Source organism: Frankia canadensis, assembly GCF_900197875.1.
In the GTDB taxonomy this organism is placed as follows: Bacteria; Actinomycetota; Actinomycetes; order Frankiales; family Frankiaceae; genus Frankia; species Frankia canadensis.
The window spans coordinates 23,982-44,862 of sequence record NZ_FZMO01000235.1 but is presented as its reverse complement, the minus strand read 5'-3'; the positions used below and the strand labels follow the sequence as shown (position 1 = coordinate 44,862).

The following is a 20,881-nucleotide window of genomic DNA, read 5'->3' as shown; positions in this document are numbered from 1 at the left end:
TGGGCGCTCCGATCTGGAGTGGGACGAGTCGGTCCGGCTCGACCTGCGCTACGTGCAGAACTGGTCCCTCCCGCTCGACTTCTACATCCTCTGGCGGACCGTGTTCGCCGTGCTGCGCCGCGAGGGTGCGTACTGAGTCCAGGCGCGACCGAGCGGCGGGGAACCCGCCTGCTGGACGGCCCCGTCCCACCTCGGTGGGACGGGGCCGTCTCCGTTCTCGGCGCTGCCGGAACAGAAACAGGTGAAAGCTTGTAGCAGGCGGTCCAATATCTCGCCGTGGTTGCTGGGCATGGCGCGGTGATTCATAACACACCAGGAACGGGCCGCTGTGGTTCGGCGACGATGGGTGGCACCATCGGAGATGTTTCGCTGAAGGGTGGCGGGGCGATGCTCTCGCATACCGCCGGCGAAAAGGTCGGATGATTCGAGGTGGCTGCTGCGGCGGGCTCGGGCTAACAACTGAACTATTGTTATCAGGCTGATATGTCCGTGATACGCGGCGAGGAATGCTCCCGTCGACGGTCGGCTGGCCGGCATGCTAAGCTCGCCGCCGAGAACCGGCTGATATGGCGAAAAAGGGGGCGGGGGCCCGGCCCGGTTGTCTCGAGTGGGGATTCACGCGTGCGGCGGGGCCTTGGGGTGTCCCGTCTTCCATGCCGGCACGAGCCGGTCGCGGCCATTGTTGCCAGGAAGTCACTGCGATCTCTGCATGGACATTGATCGCTCACCAACGTTGCAACCGGGGGGAAGCGTTGAGCGGTTCTGGCGGTGCGCCGTCGATCAGTATTGTCATCCCGACGCTGAACGAGGCACGCAATCTGGCGCACGTCTTCGCCCGGCTTCCGGCGGAGGCCGAGGTCATCGTCGTCGACGGCCGCTCCACCGACGACACCGTCGCGGTGGCCCGGTCGCTGCGCCCGGACGCGGTGATCGTGCACCAGACGCGGCGCGGCAAGGGGAACGCGCTGGCCTGCGGTTTCGCGGCGGCTACCGGTGACGTCATCATCATGCTCGACGCGGACGGGTCGGCAGATCCCGGCGAGATCGACGCCTTCGTCGCCGCTCTGGTCGCCGGCGCGGACTACGCGAAGGGCACCCGGTTCCGCTCCGGTGGCGGCAGCAGCGACATCACCCGATTCCGCCGTGCCGGCAACGCCGGGCTGAACCAGCTGGTCAATGCACTGATCGGCAGTGACTACTCCGACCTGTGCTACGGCTACAACGCGTTCTGGCGGCATTGCCTGCCGTTCCTCGACCTCGATCCGGGCAGTCCCGGCACCGCCGTCCGCTGGGGCGACGGCTTCGAGGTCGAGACCCTGATCAACATGCGCGTGTCGCAGGCCGGCCTGCGGGTGGCCGAGGTGCCGAGCTTCGAGCACCGGCGCCTGTTCGGCGTCAGCAACCTCAACGCTTTCTCGGATGGCCTGCGCGTGCTGCGCACGATCCTCGTCGAGTCGCGGCGGCGAGCGAGCACCGATCCGTGGCGGCGCCGGTTCGGTGGCCGCTCGGCCCGGTCCGCCCGCTCGGCCCGGTCTGCCCGCTCCGCCCGGCCCGCCCGGTCGGTGGCGTCGGCCGCCGAACCATCCGGTCCGCGGATCTGCGTCGTCGGCTCTGGCTGGGAATTCGTTTCCGGAATCAGCTATTACACGCATCAGCTGGCCCGGGCATTCGACCGTGCCGGCGACCCGCGGGCCTCGGTCGTGCTGATGCGCCGCCTGCTGCCGGCCCGGTTCTATCCGGGGCGTTCCCGGGTCGGTGATCGGACGATCGTCAGCCAGCGGTATCCGGACTCCGTTCCGGTGTTCGACGGAGTCGACTGGTTCTGGGGCTCGTCGATGGCGCGGGCGCTCACATTCCTCGCCCGCGAGCGGCCCGAGGTCGTCGTCTTCCAGTGGTGGACCGGAACGGTGCTGCACAGCTATCTGGCGCTGGCCGCGTTCGCCCGTGCCCGCGGCGCCCGCGTCGTTCTCGAGTTCCACGAGACGCAGGACACGGGCGAGGCTGCCCGTCCCGGGGTGGCCGCCTATGTGAACCGGTTCCTGCCGGCACTGCTGCGCCGCGCCGACGCGCTGGTCGTCCATTCCGAACACGACGCCGACGTCGTTCGGAAACGGTTCGCCAATCCCGATCTTCCGGTCGCGGTCATCGCGCACGGCCCGTATGAGCAGCACGCGGGCAGCGGCGGTGTGCCCGCCCCGCGGCGGCATGACTCGGTCACGAACCTGCTGTTCTTCGGCACTATTCGTCCCTACAAGGGGCTCGAGGATCTGCTCGCCGCGTTCGACCGGCTGACCGAGGAGGAAGCGGGCCGCTTTCGGCTGACGGTTGTCGGCGAGACCTGGGAAGGCCACACCCTGCCGATCAGGATGATCGAGCGCTCCCCGCACCGGGACCGCATCGTCCTGGTCAATCGGTATGTCAGCGACGTCGAGGTGAACTCCTACTTCGCGGCCGCGGACGCCGTCGTGCTGCCGTACCGGCGCTCGTCGGCGTCCGGCCCGTTGCACGTGACCATGGCCGCGGGTCTGCCCGTCATCGTCACCGAGGTCGGCGGTCTCACCGAGATCGCCCTGCGCTACCCCGGTGCCGGGCTCGTCCCGCCGGCCGATGTGCCTGCCCTGCTCGCGGCGCTGCGCGAGCTGCCGGCGCGGTGCGGCCGGCGCTACCCCGACCCGACGTCGTGGGCCGAGACGGCGCGGCGCTATCAGGATCTGTTCGACCGGCTGCTCGGCCCGACCCGCCAGCCCGAGCTGGTCGACGCCCGGCCCGCGGACCTCGCCGACACCGCGGCATGACCGCCCCCGGCACCGGCACCTCCCAGACGCCGGACCCGGCCGGCGTGGACCGCGAGCTCGCGGTGACAGTGGTGATCCCGACGGTTGGCCGGGACACGCTGCTCGCGGCTGTGCGTAGTGCCGCCGGGCAGACCCGACGGCCCGCCAAGATCGTCGTCGTGGTCGACGGGTCCGACGGCAGCGGGCTGCCCGCCGCCGTCCGGGACGAGCCGCTGGTCGACGTCATGGTCACCGGCGGCGGGGCGGGCCCGGCGGGTACCCGTATGCGCGGCGCTCGCCAGGCCGCCGGCGACCTCGTCGCGTTCCTCGACGACGACGACGAATGGCTCCCCGACAAGCTGGAGCGCCAGGTCGCCGCCTACCGCGCGGCGCGGCGCGGCGCCCGGCTGCCGCTGGTCTCCTGCCCGGTCCTGGTCGTCGACGGCGCCGGCGCGGTCCTCGACGTGGCCCCGCGCCGCACCATGCGGGCGCCCGGCGAGGACGTCGCCGAGTTCCTGTTCCGCCGTTCGCCGCGCCGCGACAGCGGCTTCGGCATGGGTTCGTCCACCCTGCTGTGCGACCGGGAGCTGCTGCGCGTGGTGCCCTGGGACGAGGCGCGCACCCTGCACGAGGACTGGGAGTGGGTGATCCGCGCCGCCCGCCATCCCGAGGTCCGGGTGGTCATGCTGCCCGAGCCGCTGGTGCGCTACCTGTCCCATCCGCCGGGCACGTCGGCCTCGCAGCCGCGTGGCGGCTGGCGGCGCAGCCAGGAGTTCGCCGAGTCGACCGTGCGCAGCCCGCGTGCCCGCGGGGACTTCCTGCTGTGCGTCACCGCGCTGATGGCCCTGTCCGAGGGCAGCCGCGGCGCGGCGCTGGGGGTCGCTCGCCGCGCCGCCGTTCACGCCCGGCCCGGGCCCGCCGCCTGGGTGCTGTTCGTCGCCCACCTGGCCGCGCCGCGCCGGGGCGGGACTGCGCTCGGCCGCCTGCGCGGCACCCTTCGGCGCCCCGGTCCGCGCGGCGCGCGCGGCCACCTCGGCACGCCCGCGCGATGAGCGGCGTCGGCATCCCGGCTCGCGACCGACGGCTCGTGCTGGACGCCTATGCCCTCACCGCGAGCTCCGTCGGCAACGCGCTGACCGGCCTGCTGTGCTACGTGCTGTCCGCCCGGCTGTACTCGCGTGACGTCGTCGGCCAGGCCGCGGGCCTGACCGCGGGGCTGGTGCTGATCTCGGCGATCGCGTCGCTGGACCTGCACACCGCGCTGCAGCGGTTCCTGCCCGGCGCCGGGCGCTCCGGTGGTCGGCTGATGTGGGGGTGTTACCTGACCGCCGCGGTGGCGAGCGCCGTCGTGGCCGTGCCGTTCGTGCTGCTCTTCGGCGCGGACCTGTTCGGCGGGCGGCCGGTGTGGGGGCTCGCGTGGTACCCGGCGTCGGTCGCGTTCTGGTCCGTCTTCGCGTTGCAGGACGTGGTGCTGCTCGGTCTGGGCGCCGCGGTCCTCGTGCCGGTGGAGAACCTGGTGTTCGGGCTGCTGAGGCTCGCGCTGCTCGTGGTGTTCGTCGGCGGGGGCGGATTCGCGGTGTTCGCGTCGTGGCTGCTGCCAGTGGTCCTGCTCGTCGCCGTGGTCAACGTGGTGATCTGGCGCCGGGTACTGCCCCGGTTCGCCGCCGCGGCCGAGCCCGGGCCGCCGGGCTGGGACGTGGGCACCGTCGCCCGCTTCGTCGGCGGCAGCCACATCGGCAACCTGGTCGGCGTGGCCAGCGCGAACCTGCTGCCGCTGATCGTCGTCGCGCGGCTGGGCACCGAGGGCAACGCGGTGTTCTACATCGCCTGGATGGTGCCGTACAGCCTGCGGATGGTCGCGTTCAACTTCGGCTCGTCGCTGCTCGTGCACGGCTCGGTCGACCCGGCGCAGATCCCGTCGTTGCTGCGCACCGCGCTGCGCCGCCAGGCCACGCTGCTCGCGCCGGTCGTGGCCGTGATCCTGCTGTTCGCCCGCCCGCTCCTGCTGGTGTTCGGTCCCGCCTACGCGCAGGCCGCCGACCTGCTCCGGCTGCTGACCCTCAGCCTGCTGCCGATCGTCGTGGTGTCGGCGTACCTGCCGATCGCCCGGGTGACCGGCAGACTGTTCGAGGCGGTGGCGATCAGCATCGTCTGCGGGGTCGCCGAGCTCGGCGTCTCCTGGTTCGGCCTCACCCACGGCGGCCTCACCGGGCTCGGCGCCGGCTATCTGGCGGCCGACTGCGTCGTCGCCCTGCTCGTCCTGCCGCGGCTCGCGGCGTTCCTGGCCACTCCCTCCCGCGCGCGCCACGCCGCGCCGTCCGCCGCGTTCGCCGGCCTCACCGGCGCGGCCGCCGGTCGGGGATCGTCACCGCGGCGGCGCGGGCGCCGGCGGGCGGAGAAAGGCGTTCGCCGATGATGCGCGACATCCCCGATCCGGAGGATCGTGACCGGACGACTCCGCTGCGGCGGACCGTCGTCCCCGCGGAGCGGAACCGGGCCGTCGTCCCCGACGGGCGGGGCCCGGCTGTCGTCCCCGACGGGCGGGGTCCGTCCGCCGTGGACGCGGCGCTGCTGGCCGCCGCCGCGCTGCTGGCCGTCGTGATCCTGGTCGCCCCAGGCTCCGGCGCCCGGCCCGTGCTGGCGTTGGTCTGCCTGGCGCTGCTGCCCGGCTGGGCCGTGACGGCCCGGCTTCCACCACTCGATCCGCTGACCACGGTCGGACTCACCCTCGCCTTCAGCCTCACCGCCGACCTGCTCGTCGCCACCGCCCTCGTGCTGGCCGGGGTCTGGCATCCGGGCGTCGCCGCGGCGCTGCTCGGGGTGCCGAGCATCGGGCTCGTGGCGCACGACCTGTACCGCCGGCGCCGCTCGCCGCGTGCCATCGGCCCGGCGGCCCGTCCCGTTCGTTCCCGCCGTTCGACAGGTAAGGACACCGCGTCATGACTGCTAGCCGGCAACCGTGGGAGCGCTCCCGCCCCGTCCCGACTTTCTGCGGGCAGGCCGAGCTGTCCGACCCGGTGCTGCCCACCACCGCGCTCACCCGGGTGGACGGGCAGCCCTACGAGCAGGCCCGGTTGCTCGTTCGGCTGCACGGGGAGCCGCTGGGCTACCTCAACCTGCCGCTGCGCGACGGTCTGCTCGACCACGACGCGTTCTACGAGACGGCGACCTCCGCGTTTGCCGACCGGGTGGCGGTGCACCTGCGCGGCGACGGCCTGCCCGCCGTGCGCGCGATCGGACCGGAGGCGATCCCACCGCGGGAACGGGTCGCCCACTGCTCCCGGTCGGTGGTGGACCCGACATCCGTCACGGTCGTCGTGTGCACCCGCGACCGGGCCGCGATGCTCCCGGCGTGCCTCGCCGGGCTGCGCGCGCTGGACCATCCGGACCTGGAGATCCTGATCGTCGACAACGCGCCGAGCGACGAGTCGACCCGGGAGGCGTTCGACCGGGAGGTCGGTGACGAACCCCGGTTCCGGTACGTGCGCGAGGACCGGCCCGGCCTGTCCTGTGCCCGCAACCGCGGGGTCGCCGAGGCGTGCGGCGAGGTGATCGCCTTCACCGACGACGACGTCCGCGTCGACGGTGGCTGGGTCGCCGGCCTGCTGCGCGGCTTGCGCGCGGGCGCGAACGTCGGCTGCGTCACCGGCCTGGTCTCGACCGCCACCCTGGAGAATCTGGCCGAGTACTACTTCGACTCCCGGGTGACCTGGGCGTCGAGCTGCCAGCCACACCTGTACGACATGGACCGACACCGGCTCGCCCACCCGCTCTACCCGTACTCGGCCGGCGTGTTCGGGGCCGGCGCGAACTTCGCGGTACGCGCCGCGGCGATCCGCGCGCTCGGCGGCTTCGACGAGGCGCTCGGCGCCGGCACCGCCACCGAGGGCGGCGAGGATCTCGACGCCTTCGTCCGGGTCCTGCTCGGCGGCTACCAGCTGGCCTACGAGCCGTCCGCGCTGGTCTGGCACAGCCACCGCAGCGATCTGGACGCGCTGCGCCGGCAGATGTGGGGCTATGGCACGGGCCTGACGGCCTACCTGGTGAAGCACCTCGGTGACCGCCGCAGCCGCGGCGAGATCCTCGCGAAACTGCCCGTGGGCATGTGGAAGATCTGGAAGATCGGCGACGTCACCCGGGAGAGCTACGGGCGCGAGCACACCATGCCCCGGGGGCTACTCGCCCGCGAGCGCGTCGGCATGATCGCCGGTCCGGTGCTCTACGCGCAGTCGCGGGCCGCGGCACGGCGCGGGGCGGCAGCAAGCCCGCTCGGGGCGGTCGATGCCCGGTCCTGACAGCCCGCCGCTGGACGCGCCGCCGCGGCCCGGGGCCGTCCCGCCCGGCATCGGGCTCCCCGCGGCGCTGCCGACCCCGCGGGAAGCGCGCTGGTCGTGGGCCGGCGGGCGCGATGGCGCGCTGGCGCTCGCGGCCGTGCTCGGCGGGCTCGCGCTGTGGGCGGTGAGCCTGCGCGCGATCCACGTCGACCGGCTCGGCTCCTACGGACTGCTGGCGGCGCTGCCGGTGCTCTGGTTCGCCGCGCTGGGCCTGGTGACCCTCGGCGCCGTCGGCGCGCTGGCGGCCGCCCGGCCGAGCGGCGCCGTACTCGCCTGTGGCGGGACAGCCCTGGCGATCGTGCTCTACGCGACGATCCCGGCCGTCGCCGACATGCCGCAGTACGCCTACGTCTACAAGCACATCGGCGTCACCCGGTTCATCGAGGCGCAGCACGGGGTCGACCGGTCCGTCGACATCTACCACCGGTGGCCCGGCTTCTTCGCGCTTGCCGCGCTGTTCGGCGAGGTCGCCGGGCGGCCTGACCCGGTGGCGTTCGCGGCCTGGGCGGAACCGGCGTTCGCCGTGGTGGACCTGCTGCTCGTCGTCGCCCTTGCCCGCACGGTGATGGGCGGCACCCGGGTGCCGTGGTTCGCCGGCTACCTGTTCACCGCGGCGAACTGGATCGGCCAGAACTACTTCGCGCCGCAGGCGATCGGCTTCACCCTGGCACTCGCCATCCACGTCCTCGTCGCCGGTCAGCTCGCCGACAACGGGGCGACCCGCGGCGACGGGCGGCGCGCCCGGCTGCTGCGCCGGGTGCTGGGACGGTCGGCGCACGCGGCGGGCGGCCCGCCGCGGCCCGGCGCGGCCTGGCCGCGGGGCGCCGTGCTCACCGCGGTGCTGCTGCTGATGTCGGCGGTCGTCGTCAGCCATCAGCTCACGCCGTATCTGGTCGTGCTCACCGTCGGCGTGCTCACCGTGCTCGGTGTCGTGCGCCCGCGCTGGCTGGTGGTGGCGATGGCCGCGATCGCCCTCGCCTGGCTGGTGCCGAACCTCGACTACGTCCGGAGCCACTTCGGCCTGTTCAGCGGGGCGGACGCGGTCGCCAACGCGACGAACTCCGGGGTCTACGTCGAGCTGCACAAGTCCGCGGCGAAGGTGCTCTACGCCCGGGCCGGGCTGGTGTTGTTCGCCGGCACCTGGCTCGCCGCCGCCGCGGGGGCGCTGGTGCTGCGCCGTCGCCATCGTGGCGGCCGCGTCGTGCTGCTGTGCGGCGGCGCGGTCGTCGGCACCGCGCTGGTGCTGTTCGCGCAGACCTACGGCGGGGAGGGGCGGCTCCGGGTCTACCTGTTCACGCTGCCATGGTGCGCCATCCTCGTCGCCGCCGCGCTGCTCGGTGAGAATCGGCCGGGCCGGGGGCGGATCGCGGTGGCGCTGGCCACCCTGACGACGACGCTCGGCCTGTGGCTGTGCGCGTTCTACATCCCCTTCGACGCGAACGCCATGTCCCGCGGCGACGTCGCCTCCGCCGGCTGGCTGTACGACCACGGCGACCCGCACATTCCGATCATGTTCGGCGACAACGACTGGCCCGGCGACTACGGCCCCCGCTACGCCGAGTTCCGCCGGACGCCGCAGCCGTCGTACGCGCTGCTGGAGGATCCCGTCTTCCGCGGCACCGCGCTCGGCAGACCGGCCGCGCAGGAGATCGCCGGGGTGGTCGAGACGCTGAGCCGCTACGGCCCCCGCGGCTATCTCGTGTTCTCCCACAGCCAGGTCGCGTTCGCCCACTCCTACGGCCTGGCGCCGGATGGCACCCTCGCCCGCCTCGAACGGGAGGTACGGGCGGACCCGCACTTCGTCGCCGTCCACACCAACCCGGACGCGTCGATCTACCTGTTCACCCGCGATGTGAGGACACCAGCGTGACGACCATCCCCGCCAGGCCCGGCCGGCTCGTCGTGCCCCGCGACCGGGTGTGGCGGCGCACGCAGATCGTCGGCGTGCTCGGGCCGCTGGACGTGCCGTCGCCGCCGCGGCTGCGCGACGCCCTGTACCGGCTCGCCGCCATCGCCCCGGGCCGCCCGCCACTGTGCACCCTGGACCGCGCGGGCACCCGGTGGCGCCCCGTCCCCGGGCCTCGCCTGGCCGAGCACCTCGACCGGGTGGTGCGCCCGCTCGATCCCGACGTGGGTGGCGCCGACGACGTCCTCGCCCTGGTCGAGCGCGGCCTGCGCACCCCGCCCGCGGACCTGCCGCTGCGGATCTCGGTCGGCGGTGAGCACGTCCTGGTCGAGATGAGCCACCTCGTCGGCGATGGTCGCCACCTCGACCTGTACTGGTCGGAGCTGCTCGGCCGCGCCCTGGACGGGGGCGTCCCCACGCTCGCCGCGCACGCGGGCCCGCGACTGGCGCTGCCCCGTGCGTTCGCGGCGACCTTCGCCCGTCATCCCGGCCGGTTGGCCGCCATCGCCCGCGGCGCCGGCGCGGCCGCGGGGGACACTCCGCTCACGGAACGGGGGGGTGGAGCCGGCCCGGACGGGGGCGCCGACCCGGCGTTCGTGGCGCGCCACACCGGGCCCGAGCTGCTGCGCGCCGTGCGGGACGCGCGCGGCGGGCGGGACACCGGGCGGTCGGTGGCGGGCATCCTGTTCGCCGCGGCGTGGAGCGCCGTCGCACGCGCGGGCCTGCCGGCGCCGGCGCCGGGCCTGTGGGTGCTGTTCGACGGCCGCCGGTTCCTGCCGGTGCCGGCCGGGGGCGTGGGCAACTTCGTCGCGGGCGTGTACCTGGAGCCCGCCGACCCGCGCGACCCGGTGGCCATCTCGACGGCGATGCGCGCGGTGATCGACTCGGGCCGTCCGGTCGCGACCATGGCCGCCGCCGCGGCCAAGCAGCTCGCGCCACCCATCCCGCTCCCGCGCCGGGGTCGCGGCCCGGCGGCGCCGCCCTCGCGGCCGGCACCGACGCTGGCGGTCAACTTCCTCCCGCGCCTGCCCGGGTTCACCGGGCTGCCGTGGCGGGCCTCGCCGGGGGAGCGGACGCTCGCCCTCGCGTCGACTCCGGGCGGTCCCGGGGGAATCACCGTCACGATGGCGGAGCTGGACGGGTGCCTGCATGTCAGCATCACGTTCGACGGGGCACTGTTCGAACGGAAGGCGGTACGGGCGATGGCCGAGCTGCTGTGCGCGGATCCGCTGGGGCTCGTGCGGTGAGCCGGCGGGTGCGCGGCGGGGCGCGCCTGCGCGGGGTGACGGGCCGGACGGCCGCGGCCCGGGTGTCACTCGCCGCGGCCGCCGCCGGAGTGTTGCTACTGGCCGCCTGTTCGTCGGACGTGTCAGGCCAGGGTGCAGGCCGCGCGGCACGCACGCCGCTCGCGGCCGCGGGGTCCGCGTCGGGCGGGTCGGACGCGGCGCCTGCGGGGCCCGCGGCCGGCGGCGGCGGGATCTGGGGCGCGCCGGTGCAGTCGGACGACTTCGGCGGGTCGGGGGTCGATCCGGCGAAGTGGTTCGTCTACGACAGCCCGAACGGTGCGTTCCCGCGGGTGCCGGCGGCGGTGAGCGTCGGCGCCGGCCTGCTGCGGATCACCGGCGGCACCGACGCGAGCGGCCGGGACGTCTCCGGCGGCCTGTCGAGCCTGCTGCACCAGACGTACGGCCGTTGGGAGGCCCGGTTCCGGGTCGAGGAGGGGGCCGGCTTCTCGGCGGTGGTGCTGCTGTGGCCGCAGACGCAGAAGTGGCCGGACGACGGGGAGATCGACCTGGTCGAGGTTCAGGACGGCACCCGCCGCTCGGCGACGATGGCCGTCCACAACGGGCCCCGCAACGACACCCTCAGCATCCCGACCGCGCTGGTCGGGGACTTCACCGCGTGGCACACGGTCGCGGTCGAGTGGCTGCCGACCCGGCTGTCCTACTACCTCGACGGCCGCAACGTCTTCACCGTCCTGCCGGCCCGCCACCTCGGCGGCGCGCTGACGATCCCGAGCACCGCCCCGATGCACATGGCCCTCCAGCTCGACACCGGCTGCCATGACGCCATCCCCTGCCGGGACGCCAGCACCCCCGCACAGGTCTCGATGTACGTCGACTGGATCCGCGCCTACCCCTACCGGAGCTGACGCCGGCCCGGGGACGTGGGCGGTCGGTCGTCACCGCACGGCGTAGACGTGCCAGGCGGGCAGATCGCCGGGATCGCGCTCGACCCGGACAAGGCGGAACGCCGGGTCGGTGGCGAGGTGCGGGTAGGCGTGGGCGACCGCGTCGGCCGGGCTGGACGCGCTGACGACGCGGGTCACCAGATACCGCGCGCCGTGGCCCCCGGGGTCGCCGAGACGCTCGCCGAAGTCCCGGTCGGGGGTGATGGCGAACTGGTCCGGGCGCTGGGAGGCGAGCACCACCTCGTAGCCGTCGGCCGCGTCGAGCAGCACCGCGCCCGCCGGCAGGCGCTGGGCGTCCAGCCAGCGGGCCAGCTCACGGTCCTGGACGTACCGGTGGACGACCCTGCGCTGCTCGGGGCTCGCCCGCCCCGGGGCGAAGATCTGGGTCAGGAAGTAGGACTCCTCCCGGGCGAGCAGCGGGTTGAGCAGACCGCGCGCGGTGGCCGGTTGCGCGGTGAGCAGCATCAGCAGGACGACGGTGGGGGCGGCGTACCGGCGGTACCGGGTCGCGAGGCGGCGCGCGGTGGCGCGGTGGCGACCGGTGGCGACCGGCGGCGGGTCGGCCGCGGCCGACCACGCCTCCCGACCGTCGGCCGGCGCCGGGGGACGCAGGACCGTCGCCGCGGCGAGCAGCACCACCGGGACGATGGTGATCGAGAACCGCAGCCAGCCGAAGGTCTGCCCGGCGAGCAGCGCGGCGACGGAGAACGCGTAGGCCCCGCCGAGCACCGCCACCGGGGCGAGCGGGGCGACGTCGCGGCGCCGCCAGCACAGCCAGCCGGCGACCGCGAGGATCGGCAGGCCGAACGGTTCCAGCAGTCGGGACTGGTCGAACAGGTAGCCGAGCGGCCCGCCGGGCTGGTCGACGACCGAGCTGATGCCGCCGGCCGACAGCCTGGTCTGCGCGGAGTTCCCGTTCGCGGAGGTGAACTGGGCGAACGGCGAGTCGATGATGAGGCTGCTGGTGATCGCCCAGACCGTGAACGAGAACACGAGCGGCAGCGCCAGGATGATCATGTCCGCGACGGCGGTCGAGCGCCGGCCGCCCGCGCTCGCGCCGCCGTCCGCACCGGCGCGCCAGTAGGAGACGCCGCCGACGAAGGCGGTGGTGACCAGCCCGGCGGCGACCGCCTCGTACCGGGTCAGGTAGCAGGCGCCGAGCGCGAGCCCGGCGGCGGCCAGCGGGCCCGCGACACCGGTGCGGACCCAGCGCGTCAGCGCCGCCGCGGCGGCGAACAGGAAGAACAGGAACGATCCCTCGCTCATCCCGTTCATCCCGTAGTAGGCGATCTCGGGGTGGACGGCGAACAGCGCGGTCAGCGCCCACGCGACCCGCTCGCCGGCGCCGAGCTCGTGGCAGACCCGGCGGAAGTACACGACCGCACCCGCCATGAACAGCGCCGACTGGACGGTCGCGGCGACGCCCCGACAGGCGAACGCCGGCCACAGCCTGGCCAGTGGCAGCAGCGGGATCTGTGCCAGCGAGGGCAGAGGGTTCCACACGAAGCCGACCGCGGCCAGGTGCGGGTCGCGGCTGAACACCGTGTAGTAGCCGTTGGCGGTGCGGCTGAGCGCGTCCGACATGACGCTGTCGTGGGCGAAGCTCAGCCACAGCCCGCCGGCGAGGTAGCCGACGGCGCTCGCCAGGAACAGGCCGTGCTCCGCCCACCGCGCCCGCGCCCGTGCCCGCGGTCGGGGGCCGGCGGCGCTGTCGGTGGCCTCCGGTCCCGGCGGCGCCGAGGTCGCGGGCGCCGCGGGCAGGTCCGTGTCAGGCGCCGGCATGGCTCACCTCCGCGTCGGCGGCGCCAAGCCCGTGGGTGGTCTTCTCCCAGAACGACGGCGCGATCACCAGCTGGAGCAGCGCCTTGCAGGCGGCCAGCGACATCAGCAGCCAGTAGGCGGGGGAGAGCACCGCCTGCGGCACGAGCCGGGCGATGCCGGTGGCCCGTGCCGCGACGACGTTGCAGTAGACGAACGTGAAGTTGCCCAGCAGCAGGCAGACCAGGCCGACGAAGTAGAGCCAGCTCGGGAACAGTCGCTCGATGATCGGCAGGTTCCCCGCGAACCAGGTGGCCGTCAGTGCCCAGAGCAGTGGGTTGAGGATGGCCAGCAGCGGTGTTCCGCCGACGAACAGGTTGAAGCGGAGGAATCCCAGCAGGCCGATCTCGCGACTGATGGCGACCGGCTGCCGGGAATGGACCAGCCAGGTCTGCAGATAGCCCTTGTACCAGCGGGACCGCTGCTTCAGCCAGTTGATCGCGTCGCTGTTCGCCTCCTCCAGGGTGACCGAGTCGAGGACGAGGGTGCGATATCCGTGCCGGTGCAGCCGCACCCCGAGGTCCGCGTCCTCGGTCACGTTGAACGGATCCCAGCCGCCGAGTTCCCGCAGGACGTCGGCGCGGAAGTGGTTCGACGTGCCGCCGAGTGGGATCGGCGCGTCCTGGCGGACCAGGCCGGGCAGCATCTGGTCGAACCACATCGCGTATTCGGTGGTGAACCAGCTGGTGAGGAGGTTCTGGTCGTGGTTGAAGTAGGCGAGTTTCGCCTGCAGGCACACCACGTTGCCCGCCACCTCACGAAAGGCGATGGCGGCCTGCCGGAGCTGGAGCGGGTCGGGCCGGTCCTCGGCGTCGAAGATGGTGACGAGCTCGCCGCGGGCGAGGGTCAGCCCCACGTTGCACGCCTTGGGTTTCGTCCGGGGCTCGGAATAGGGAACGCGGACGATGCGCAGGTATTCCGGCGGATTCGCGGCCAGGGCGGCGGCGTGGGTTTCGTCGTCGTCCTCCTCGAGCAGCAGGATGACGTCGAGGCGGTCCGGTGGATAGTCGATGGCGGCGATCGCGCCGAGCAGGTGGGGCAGCACCTCGGGTTCCCGGTAGGCCGGGATGAGGACCGTGTAGACGGGGAGGTTCTCCGCCGGTTCGGCCCGGGCCCGCGCCGGCGGGATCCGCAGCAGGCCCGGGTCCCGCAGCGCTGTGTGGAGCAGGGCGAGGCGTTCGGCGAAGACGGCCAGATACAGCAGGCTGATGACGGCGATGAACCCGATCATCGTGGGCATCGGGGCGAGCGCCGCGGCGGCGAGCAGGGCGAGGGTGCCGCCGGTGAACCCGATCCGCTGACCGAGCGAGAGCCGGTCGCGGGCGGAGAGCCGCGCGGGCACGGGCGGGGCGCTCATCGGGCGCCAACCGTTCCCGCCGGCCCGGGATGGCGGCCTGCCTCCTGCTCGGGCGGCCTCGTGACCTGTCGGTTGCCGGCGACGTCGAGGGCCGCGAGGCCGGCGCAGACCACCGCGACCAGCGCCAGCGCCACCCGGGCCCGGGGCACGGCGGGTCGCGCGGCGGCGACCCGGCCCGTGGCCGGGCGGCGGGCGACGCCGCGGGTCCGCCCCGGTCCGGCGGCGAGTCCGGGGCCGGCGACGGCGGCGAGGAGCAGGGTGAGGGTGACGAGGTCGCCGGTGTGGCCGAGCACCACCCGCGCGCCGCTCGGCCCGGCCACGGCGCCTGCGAGCACGGCGACGAGGAGTCGGCCGACGATCGCCAGCGCGCAGACGGCGCCGCTCGCCAGAGCCCGCCGCGGCGCCTCGCGCCAGCCGGTGGCGGTGGCGGCGGTGAGGACGACCAGTACGGCGACGGTGAGCCCGCCGGCGAGTCCCCGCGTCGCGCCGCCGAGGGCGACGTCGCCCGCGGGCGAACCGGTCACGCGGATGATCGTGTCGCCGGGCGGCGAGGCGACGACCTGCCAGCCGCCGGGCAGCGTGGCGGCGGCGCGGGCCACGGCGAGCGCGGGCCAGGCCAACCCGTCGGACAGCGGGTGGAGCACGCTCTGCGGCCAGGGGACGAGGACGGCGGCCCACGCCGCCAGTGGCACCCGTGCCCGCCACAGTGCCCGGGTGCCGAACACGACCGTGATCGCCCCCGCGGCGAGCAGGGGAAGCGCGATCAGGTCTGCGTGCGCGGCCCAGAACCGGTCGCCGTAGCGCGCCGGCGGCACCGTCAGCTCCCCGGCGGCCAGCAGCAGCAGGGGCAGCCCGACGAGGTAGTCGATCTGCCGGTCGTGGATGCTCGGCTCGCCCGGCCGGCGCCGCGCCCTGGCAAGCAGCGCGAGAGCGCCGGCGAGCACGGCGGCCAGGCGGTAAGCGGCCGGCCCCTGGGCCAGGGCGGCGTCCCACAGCCGCGGCAGGCCGCCGGCCAGGGCCGCGGCCGCCGCGGCGGCGACCCACAGCCCCCGGGTGAGTACCCGCCAGCGGATCGCCGCCCGCGGGCCGCTGCCAGGGGCGGCGATCCGCGCGTCGCCGGGCTCTCGGGGGGCCTGGGCCTCGACGCGGACGCCGGCGGGGGCGCCGGCCGGGTTCGTGGCGCGGCCGGCGGCGGGAATCGGCGTTGCGGCGGTGTCCGTGTCCGGGCCGCAGGCCGGAGGCACACCGCTTCGTGCAGAGGGCACGCGTGTCTCCAATCGCACACGTCATGGGCATCGTGGGCGCGAGAAATGAGGTTGACGAAATTAGCTCATGGTGTGCCCGGTGATATCGCCGGCCGGGCGGCGCGCCGGGTGGTGCTGACGGGCGCGGCGGTCACGCCGAGGGACGGCGTCAACGCCTCCGGCAGGCAGGTACCGGGGCGGGAATGATGTGGAGGACTGATGCCCGTCCTCCGGACGGGCCAGATCGTCGAGTCCGGCGGCTGCTGCGCGTTCCCTCATGGATGCCGCCCCGCGGAGCCGGTTTCCGGGCCGTTGTGTACGCTGCCGCTCAGGAACGGGCAGTGGGTTTCAGCCGCGGATCCGCATGCCCCGACCTCGCCGAGAAATCTGCTGCACGATCGACAAAAGGTTTCCCCCCGGGGTATGTCTTGCGATGTACGGCATCGTGGTGGCGACGCCGGTACTCACCAAAATGCTACCGACCGATCTCCGAGTGTCAAGGCCGGTTGTGGTGGCCGAAAAAAGCGGGTTCGCCGCCACCTGAAAGTGGTAGGATAATTGCGTTGGAAATTCCGGGCGAGACTGGGCATACCCGCCTTGCGGGTGTCGACGGAATTCCGTCGCGCGGAGATCGGCTCAGGGAGCTGAGAAATGCATCAGTCTTCTGAGGTCGACGTGTCCCACTGTTCTCCGGCTTCCGGTGGGCCCGATAAACCGGCCGGCCCACCGTTTCCGGCGGGCCGTCGGTCGCCGCTGGCCGGCGTCGCGCGGGTGGGCCGGCTGTTGCTGACCACTGTGCTGATGGCGGTCGGGCTCGCCGGCAGCGCGTCCGGGGCGGACACCCCCTTCGTGCGGTCCTCGAGCGGCCGGCTGGTCCTGCAGGGCGTGCCGTTCCTGTTCACCGGGATGAACCTGTGGAACGCGAACGCGAACCTCGGGCCGCCGCAGTACTGCGGGTCACCCGCCGGGCTGTCCGCCGCGGGCGACGAGTTCGGGCCGGGTGTGCGCGCGGTGCGGCTCTGGTTCTTCCAGCGGCTGGCGACCACGCCCGAGGGCATGCGTGACTGGTCGGCCTTCGACGCGACCGTGCACGCCGCCGCGGCACACAATCTCAGGATCATCGCCGTCCTCGGCAACCAGTGGGCCGACTGCGAGGGCTACGCGTCGGCCGCGGACGGCTACAGGACGCGGGACTGGTACCGCGACGGCTACCGGCGTAACCGTCCACCCGGCCAGCCGGACACCTACCGGGACTGGGTGCGCGCGGTCGTCGAGCGGTACCGGGACGATCCGACGATCATGATGTGGCAGCTGGTCAACGAACCGGAGGACGCCGACTCGCTCGGCGGTTCGTGCTCGCCGGACGCCGCCGAGGTGCTGCGCGCCTTCACCCGCGACGTCGGGCGGCAGGTCAAGGACCTCGACGCGCGGCACCTGCTCGGGATGGGGACCACCGGCAGCGGACAGTGCGGCACGTCCGGCGGCGACTACGTCCAGCTCAACGCCGATCCCAGCATCGACGTGGCCGATTACCACGACTACGCGCTCGACGTCCTCCCGGGCGACCAGTGGAACGGCCTGGCCACGCGCGCCCACGAGATGGTCCAGTTGGGCAAGCCGCTCATCATCGGCGAGATGGGGGTGGTGCCCGACCAGGTCGGCGGGTTCCAGCAGCGCGCGTCGCTGATCACCAGCAAGCTCCACGCCGACTACGAGCTCGGCGTCCAGGGCGCGCTGCTGTGGGCGTGGCGCCCGGCCTCCGCCGGCGGGTCGAGCTCCGCGGGCTACGACATCGGCCCGGGCGATCCGGTCCTCGACCGACTGGCCGCCCTCGCCCCGTGACCGGGGCGGTGGGAGCCGCGGGCCGGTGGCCTATGGTGCCGGGGTGACACGGTCCATGAACCCGGATCCGCAGGCGCCACGGCCGGACGACAGGCAGGCGGAGAGCATCCCGGCCGGACGGGAGCGGCGGATACCCCCGCCGGAGCAGGTGCGGGGCGCCGTCGTGGCCCGGCGCGGCCAGGTCGAGCACTCGACCACCGACCAGCGGCTGCTCGACACCCGCAGCCCGTCCGGCTTCGTCCACGGCGACCCGTGGCGGGTCATGCGGATCCAGAGCGAGTTCGTCGAGGGCTTCGGGCTGCTCGCCGAGCTGCCGCGGGCCGTGACGGTGTTCGGTTCGGCGCGCATCCCGCCGGACGACCCGGTCTACGCGCTGGGCCGGCGCCTCGGCGCCGCGCTCGCCGCGGCCGGCTTCGCCGTCATCACCGGCGGCGGCCCGGGCGCGATGGAGGCGGTCAACCGCGGGGCCCAGGAGGCCGGCGGCCTGTCCGTGGGCCTCGGCATCGAGCTGCCCTACGAGCAGCGGCTCAACGACTGGGTCGACCTCGGCGTGAGCTTCCGCTACTTCTTCGTCCGCAAGACGATGTTCGTCAAGTACGCGGAGGCGTTCGTCATTCTGCCCGGCGGGTTCGGCACGCTCGACGAGCTCTTCGAGGCGCTGACCCTCGTGCAGACCGGCAAGGTGACCCGCTTCCCGGTCGTGCTCGTCGGCACCGAGTACTGGTCGGGGCTCGTCGACTGGCTGCGTGCCTCCGCCCTGCCGGCGAAGCTGATCAAGGAGTCGGACCTGCAGATCCTGTCGGTCACCGACGACGTGGACGAAGCCGTGCGTATCGTCGTCGCGGGGACCGCCGGGCATGGTGAGCCCGCGCGGCCGGAGGTCCGCGAACCGTGAACGTCTGCGTCTACTGCGCGTCCTCCGCGCTGATCGACCCTGCCCACCTCGTGCTCGCGGCGCGGGTCGGCGAGGAGATCGCCCGGCGCGGGCACGCGCTCGTCTCCGGCGGCGGCTCGGTCTCGTGCATGGGCGCGGTCGCCACGGCGGCGCGGGCCGGCGGCGCACACACCCTCGGGGTGATCCCGCGGGCGCTGCTGGCCCTCGAAGTGTCGGACCCCGACGCGGACGAGCTGATCGTCACCGAGACGATGCGCGAGCGCAAGGCGCTGATGGACGACCGCGCGGACGGTTTCCTCACGCTGCCCGGCGGCCTGGGCACGCTCGAGGAACTGCTGGAGATCTGGGTCGCCCGGGTGCTGGGGATGCACGCGAAGCCGGTGGTCGTCCTCGACCCGGGCGGTGTGTTCGACCATCTGCGCAGGCTCGTCGACGGGCTGGTCGACAGCGGCTTCGTCCGGCCCGCCGCGCGCGACAGCCTGATCTGGACCGTCACCGTCGAGGAGGCGCTCGACGCGCTGGAGGCCGGCGCCGCCGCCACCCCGCCCGCGCCGCCCGCCGGCATGCCCACCGCCGTGGAGATCGCCGAGGGCGAGTAGCGCTAGACGACGCCGCGGCGGGCGACGGCGAGGTCGGCGTCGCCCCGGATCGCGGCGACCATGCGCAGGGTGCCGATGGTGGCGGTGACCTGGTGGGCGCGAAAGACCCGGGCGCCGAGCCAGGCACTGAGCGCGGTGGCGGCCAGGGTGCCCTCCAGCCGCTCGTCGACGCCGGCGTCGAGCGCCTCGCCGACGAAGTCCTTGTTGGACATGGCGACGAGGACCGGCCAGCCGGTCGCGGCGAGCTCCGGCAGCCGGCGGGTCGCCTCGAGCGAGTGGCGGCTGTTCTTGCCGAAGTCGTGGCCGGGGTCGACGAGGACCGCGTCGGGGCGAACCCCCAGGGCGACGGCGCGCTCGGCGAGCCCCACCGTGGTGGTGACGATGTCGGCGACCACGTCGTCATAGGTCATCCGGTGCGGCCGCGTGCGCGGCGGCAGGTGCCCCGCGTGGGTGCAGACCAGGCCGGTGCCGAACTGCGCCGCCACCTCGGCGAGCTCCGGATCCACCCCGCCCCAGGCGTCGTTGAGCAGGTCGGCGCCCTCGCTGGCGACGACCCGTCCCACCTCGGCCCGCCAGGTGTCGACGCTGATCACCACGTCGGCGTGGCGGGCCCGCACCGCGGCGACGAAGCCGCCCACCCGGCGCAGCTCCTCGGCGGCGCTGACCTCCCCGCCCGGCGCGGCCTTCACCCCGCCGATGTCGATGATGCCCGCCCCCTGCTCGACAGCACTGTCCACCGCGGCCAGCGCCTCCGCCTCGCCGTAGGTCGCGCCGCGGTCGAAGAAGGAGTCCGGCGTGCGGTTGACGATGGCCATGACGACCAGCTCACCCGGCCCGAACACCCGCCGCCCGAGCCGCAGCGGCCCCTGCGCGCGGCCGGTCCGCTCCGTCCCGGGCCGCCCGTCAGAGGCGCCGGCGGCACCGGGAGTGCCGGGGGTGCCGGGAACGCCGGGAATGCCGGGATCGTCGGGGGCGCCACCGGGCGTGCCGGCGGGAAGGTTCGACGGGGTCTCGGTGGGGTGCGCGGCCACCGATACAGCCTGCCAGATCGGACGGGCTGACCCTCGCGGCCGGGCCATGGCACGATCGACGTGTGGTGCTCGCCGTCGAGATCGTGATCGTTGCCGCCGTCGTGTTCGCCGTGGCCGCCCTGGCCGTGGGCCGGTTCGACCGGCTTGCTCCCGCGCCGCCCGACAGCGCCTCCGTCGGCCTGCCCGACGGCGCCGTCGCGGCGGGGGACGTCACCCGGACCAGGTTCGCGATGGCGCTGCGCGGTTATCGGATGTCCGAGGTCGACGCCGTCCTGCTGCGGCTGGCCGAGGAGCTGGCCTGGCGGGACGATGAGCTGGCCCGGCGCGACGACGAGCTCGTCCGACTGGCCAGCTTCGCTCGGATCGGCACCGAGGAGCGGCCGGCGGAGCCGCCCGCCGTCCGACTGGACAAACCGGATAGGTGATCGACCCTGGCCCGCCGTTCACCCCGCCGGCGTTGATCGGCGGTCGGGTTGGGCCACGTGGCATCGACTGTGGTCGCGCCCAGCGACACCGGATGCCCACGGCATTGCGGGGTCGCCGCCGACCGTTGTGATGCCGCGGGGACACGTGTTTCGGTTTGCGGCCCGGTCTACGGGATAATCGTCGCCAGACGCAGGTCCGACGGCAGGAAGAGGTGCACCGATGGCGGCCATGAAGCCGCGGACGGGTGACGGTCCGCTCGAGGTGACCAAGGAGGGGCGCGGCATCGTGATGCGTGTCCCGCTGGAGGGGGGCGGTCGGCTCGTTGTGGAACTCACCGCTGACGAAGCGAGTGCGCTGGGGGACGCTCTCAAGACCGTGGTCAGCTAGGTCCCGCTGTCAGGTCCCGCTGTCGACGCACACCAACGGTGCGGGGATCCGCGTCCATGGCGGCGCGGCCCAGCCGT

18 protein-coding genes and 1 pseudogene are annotated in these 20,881 nt (G+C 73.9%); 15 read left to right on the top strand and 4 right to left on the bottom strand.

From position 1 onward, the window contains the following. The 10 genes and pseudogenes from C1A33_RS18840 to C1A33_RS33735 form a co-directional block, all read left to right on the top strand. On the top strand, nt 1-136 hold a 136-nt coding region (locus C1A33_RS18840; RefSeq protein WP_165818459.1), incomplete at its 5' end, for a sugar transferase. Between the two features lie 616 nt (nt 137-752). After that, nucleotides 753-1,463: pseudogene (locus C1A33_RS38015) on the top strand (glycosyltransferase family 2 protein); the annotation flags it as partial. A gap of 99 nt (nt 1,464-1,562) precedes the next feature. Then, the gene (locus C1A33_RS38010) at nt 1,563-2,795 is read left to right on the top strand and encodes a glycosyltransferase (protein ID WP_101832781.1); all 1,233 of its coding nucleotides are present in this window, start codon (nt 1,563-1,565) and stop codon (nt 2,793-2,795) included. Next, on the top strand, nt 2,792-3,826 hold the full coding sequence (locus C1A33_RS33750) for a glycosyltransferase family 2 protein (RefSeq protein ID WP_115537977.1): 1,035 nt from the start codon (nt 2,792-2,794) through the stop codon (nt 3,824-3,826). Before C1A33_RS38010 ends, C1A33_RS33750 begins: the two co-directional genes overlap by 4 nt. Continuing rightward, nucleotides 3,823-5,190, top strand: coding sequence for a lipopolysaccharide biosynthesis protein (locus C1A33_RS18820; protein WP_133150720.1), 1,368 nt, complete (start codon nt 3,823-3,825; stop codon nt 5,188-5,190). The genes C1A33_RS33750 and C1A33_RS18820 overlap by 4 nt, the downstream gene beginning before the upstream one ends. Then, nucleotides 5,187-5,717, top strand: coding sequence for a hypothetical protein (locus C1A33_RS18815; protein ID WP_133150719.1), 531 nt, complete (start codon nt 5,187-5,189; stop codon nt 5,715-5,717). Before C1A33_RS18820 ends, C1A33_RS18815 begins: the two co-directional genes overlap by 4 nt. Continuing rightward, the gene (locus tag C1A33_RS18810) at nt 5,714-7,069 is read left to right on the top strand and encodes a glycosyltransferase family 2 protein (RefSeq protein WP_133150718.1); all 1,356 of its coding nucleotides are present in this window, start codon (nt 5,714-5,716) and stop codon (nt 7,067-7,069) included. The genes C1A33_RS18815 and C1A33_RS18810 overlap by 4 nt, the downstream gene beginning before the upstream one ends. Then, nucleotides 7,056-8,978 (top strand): hypothetical protein, encoded by a 1,923-nt coding sequence (locus C1A33_RS35030; protein ID WP_165818458.1) that lies wholly within the window; start codon nt 7,056-7,058, stop codon nt 8,976-8,978. The genes C1A33_RS18810 and C1A33_RS35030 overlap by 14 nt, the downstream gene beginning before the upstream one ends. Continuing rightward, nucleotides 8,975-10,261, top strand: a complete 1,287-nt coding sequence (locus C1A33_RS33740; protein WP_115537976.1) for a hypothetical protein — start codon at nt 8,975-8,977, stop codon at nt 10,259-10,261. Before C1A33_RS35030 ends, C1A33_RS33740 begins: the two co-directional genes overlap by 4 nt. Continuing rightward, nucleotides 10,258-11,166 carry a glycoside hydrolase family 16 protein gene (locus tag C1A33_RS33735; RefSeq protein ID WP_115537975.1) on the top strand — a complete coding sequence of 303 codons (909 nt, stop codon included), beginning with the start codon at nt 10,258-10,260 and terminating at the stop codon, nt 11,164-11,166. The genes C1A33_RS33740 and C1A33_RS33735 overlap by 4 nt, the downstream gene beginning before the upstream one ends. Nucleotides 11,167-11,196: 30 nt before the next feature. Here the strand turns inward: C1A33_RS33735 and C1A33_RS18790 are convergent, their stop codons facing one another. Genes C1A33_RS18790 through C1A33_RS18780 form a run of 3 tightly spaced genes read right to left on the bottom strand, consistent with a single transcriptional unit; the run spans nt 11,197 to nt 15,645 of the window. Next, nucleotides 11,197-12,987 carry a hypothetical protein gene (locus tag C1A33_RS18790; protein ID WP_101832769.1) on the bottom strand — a complete coding sequence of 597 codons (1,791 nt, stop codon included), beginning with the start codon at nt 12,985-12,987 and terminating at the stop codon, nt 11,197-11,199. Next, entirely contained in the window at nt 12,974-14,380 is a 1,407-nt protein-coding gene (locus tag C1A33_RS18785) for a glycosyltransferase (RefSeq protein WP_101832768.1), read from the bottom strand. Before C1A33_RS18785 ends, C1A33_RS18790 begins: the two co-directional genes overlap by 14 nt. Beyond that, on the bottom strand, nt 14,377-15,645 hold the full coding sequence (locus tag C1A33_RS18780) for a hypothetical protein (RefSeq protein WP_133150717.1): 1,269 nt from the start codon (nt 15,643-15,645) through the stop codon (nt 14,377-14,379). Before C1A33_RS18780 ends, C1A33_RS18785 begins: the two co-directional genes overlap by 4 nt. A 762-nt stretch (nt 15,646-16,407) precedes the next feature. Between C1A33_RS18780 and C1A33_RS18775 the strand changes: the two genes are divergently transcribed. From C1A33_RS18775 to C1A33_RS18765, 3 genes are read left to right on the top strand one after another with little or no spacing between them, the layout of a single operon-like run. Continuing rightward, on the top strand, nt 16,408-17,466 hold the full coding sequence (locus tag C1A33_RS18775; RefSeq protein WP_165818457.1) for a cellulase family glycosylhydrolase: 1,059 nt from the start codon (nt 16,408-16,410) through the stop codon (nt 17,464-17,466). Between the two features lie 55 nt (nt 17,467-17,521). Continuing rightward, nucleotides 17,522-18,361, top strand: coding sequence for an LOG family protein (locus C1A33_RS18770; protein ID WP_243407706.1), 840 nt, complete (start codon nt 17,522-17,524; stop codon nt 18,359-18,361). Then, nucleotides 18,358-18,960 carry an LOG family protein gene (locus tag C1A33_RS18765; protein WP_101832765.1) on the top strand — a complete coding sequence of 201 codons (603 nt, stop codon included), beginning with the start codon at nt 18,358-18,360 and terminating at the stop codon, nt 18,958-18,960. Before C1A33_RS18770 ends, C1A33_RS18765 begins: the two co-directional genes overlap by 4 nt. 2 nt (nt 18,961-18,962) lie before the next feature. On the opposite strand, the gene folP is transcribed toward C1A33_RS18765, so the two are convergent. After that, nucleotides 18,963-19,991: a dihydropteroate synthase gene (folP, locus tag C1A33_RS18760; RefSeq protein WP_480014553.1), complete on the bottom strand. Its 1,029-nt coding sequence runs from the start codon at nt 19,989-19,991 to the stop codon at nt 18,963-18,965. 62 nt (nt 19,992-20,053) lie between these two features. Between folP and C1A33_RS18755 the strand changes: the two genes are divergently transcribed. Both C1A33_RS18755 and C1A33_RS18750 read left to right on the top strand, forming a co-directional pair. After that, nucleotides 20,054-20,416 (top strand): DivIVA domain-containing protein, encoded by a 363-nt coding sequence (locus C1A33_RS18755; protein ID WP_101832764.1) that lies wholly within the window; start codon nt 20,054-20,056, stop codon nt 20,414-20,416. Between the two features lie 220 nt (nt 20,417-20,636). Further along, nucleotides 20,637-20,804, top strand: coding sequence for a DUF3117 domain-containing protein (locus C1A33_RS18750; protein WP_101832763.1), 168 nt, complete (start codon nt 20,637-20,639; stop codon nt 20,802-20,804). The last annotated feature ends 77 nt before the right edge of the window (nt 20,805-20,881 follow it).

Bases quoted from the DNA above. Each gene is read 5' to 3' on its own strand.
- C1A33_RS18820 (WP_133150720.1), top strand. From the start codon at position 3,823: ATGAGCGGCGTCGGCATCCCGGCTCGCGACCGACGGCTCGTGCTGGAC.
- C1A33_RS18815 (WP_133150719.1), top strand. From the start codon at position 5,187: ATGATGCGCGACATCCCCGATCCGGAGGATCGTGACCGGACGACTCCG.
- C1A33_RS18785 (WP_101832768.1), bottom strand. From the start codon at position 14,380: ATGAGCGCCCCGCCCGTGCCCGCGCGGCTCTCCGCCCGCGACCGGCTC.
- C1A33_RS18750 (WP_101832763.1), top strand. From the start codon at position 20,637: ATGGCGGCCATGAAGCCGCGGACGGGTGACGGTCCGCTCGAGGTGACC.
- C1A33_RS18790 (WP_101832769.1), bottom strand. From the start codon at position 12,987: ATGCCGGCGCCTGACACGGACCTGCCCGCGGCGCCCGCGACCTCGGCG.
- C1A33_RS18810 (WP_133150718.1), top strand. From the start codon at position 5,714: ATGACTGCTAGCCGGCAACCGTGGGAGCGCTCCCGCCCCGTCCCGACT.
- C1A33_RS18770 (WP_243407706.1), top strand. From the start codon at position 17,522: ATGAACCCGGATCCGCAGGCGCCACGGCCGGACGACAGGCAGGCGGAG.
- C1A33_RS35030 (WP_165818458.1), top strand. From the start codon at position 7,056: ATGCCCGGTCCTGACAGCCCGCCGCTGGACGCGCCGCCGCGGCCCGGG.
- C1A33_RS33750 (WP_115537977.1), top strand. From the start codon at position 2,792: ATGACCGCCCCCGGCACCGGCACCTCCCAGACGCCGGACCCGGCCGGC.